Consider the following 1,701-nt stretch of genomic DNA (forward strand, 5'->3'; position numbering starts at 1 on the left):
GAAATAGGGCCGGCCCGAACCTGCAATCGCACCATTCATCAGCTTGATCACAGAACTGGGTACCAAGCTAAAAGCGAGTACGCGCGCAGCGCCAACCGCGCCGGCATATTGCGCGCCCAACAGCAGTGGAATGAGATACTGCGCGGTAAGCCAGATCCCCAGAGCAATTGCCAGAAACATCCATATCATGGCCGAGGATGCCTTCGCCGCCGAATGGACTGCTTGCTTGGGGTCGACCGCCTTGGTGGATTCGCTGAAAATTACCAGACCGATCGCGGTGGCAATTTCCAGAAATATCTCGTTCAGTCGCTGCGCTGCCAGGAAATTGCCCGCGGTCTCATTGCCCTCCGCTCCGCTGACAAGGAACAAGCCGGCGCGCGTCTGAAGGTTGATCAGAAACATCGAGACAGCAAACAACAAGCCGTAGCGGATCATCGGAACGAAATGCGCAACAGGCAGGGCAATGGGGTCCGCACCCTCGCGTGCCAGGTAGATTGCCACCGGTACCAGAAGGGCGAACGCCAGCGCATAGCTCCATAGCGCCGATCCCACGCTCAACATGCCCATCACCCACAGCAGCGCAACCATCGCTGCCTGCAGGATGCGCGGTCCATTATCGGTCAGGGCAAAAGCACGGATGTCGCCCTTACCCAGGAAGATACCCTGCAACAGCACCAGTAGCAGATACGCCGCCGTAGCAGCCACCAGAGGGAAAATGAGGAACTGGGAATGCGCGGCATCCAGAATACCAAGCGCCTCCGCGTTGAACGCGGTCACGGCCCAGGCACAGCACACGGCAGCCAACGGCCAAAAGCCGATCAGAAGCCCGAAAGCTGTTCCTGGCGTGATGTCACCGCGCCCGACCTGATATGCTGCCGCCTGCCGCAGCCCCAGGTTCCCTATCTGCCCCGACAGTACAACCGCGGCTGTCAGAACGCCAAAAGCACCGAAACCTGCTGGCGACAGAATTCGTGCGAGCAGAATGAAGGAAACTACCTGTACGCCTCGCGCTGCCAAGCGCGACACCAGCAAAATGGCCGACTTTCCGGCAAGCCCCTTCATGCCTGCACGAACTCTTCCGCGAACCGTTCCTCAGCAGCTTGGTGAGCCTGCCGTACCGTACCGTCCGGCGCAACGTGACGGACCTCGCAATCCATCAGGAATCCCGTCTCCGAAAAGGCGCGCTGCCGGATTAGTTGGATGAGCCACAGCACGTCGTCGGACGTGGCGCCGCCCAAGTTGACGATGAAATTGGCATGGAGCGGTGAGATCTGCGCTCCGCCCCGCTGCGTGCCCTTCAGCCCAAGACGCTCGATCACCGCTCCCGGCGGCCCCACCGTGTCGTACATCGCCGGATCAGACAGGAAGGTGGAGCCGCCATTGGGCAGGTTCTTGGGAAACTTGCGCCTGCGGGACTGCAGCGTCGCGACCATGTCGCGCAGAATTGCCTGCCGGTCCCCCCGTTCAAGTTCCAGTTCGGCAGCAACGATCGCGGCCGGCATGGTCTGCAACGCCGAATGCCGATAACGAAACCCGCACGCCGCCTGGTCGAGAACCAGCATGTTGCCTTGGTGATCGACGCAATGGACACGCGCGACGTGCGAACCGATCCCCTGCCGCCGGCTCCCCCCGTTCATCAGAACGAGGCCGCCCAGCGTGCCGGGGATACCGACAGCATGTTCCATGCCCGACAAACCGCGA

The 1,701-nt window shown here is 61.3% G+C and carries 2 protein-coding genes; both read right to left on the reverse strand.

Translation table 11 applies throughout. The features are described 5' to 3' along the window. On the reverse strand, window positions 1–1,062 hold a 1,062-nt coding region (locus VPH46_RS16195), incomplete at its 3' end, for an oligosaccharide flippase family protein (RefSeq protein WP_416612880.1). Next, window positions 1,059–1,701: UDP-N-acetylmuramate dehydrogenase (locus VPH46_RS16200; RefSeq protein ID WP_416612882.1), on the reverse strand; the 643-nt coding region annotated here is incomplete at its 5' end. The genes VPH46_RS16200 and VPH46_RS16195, both read right to left, overlap by 4 nt.

Source organism: Sphingomonas sp. MJ1 (PH-R8), from assembly GCF_048058635.1.
Taxonomy (GTDB): domain Bacteria; phylum Pseudomonadota; class Alphaproteobacteria; order Sphingomonadales; family Sphingomonadaceae; genus Sphingomonas.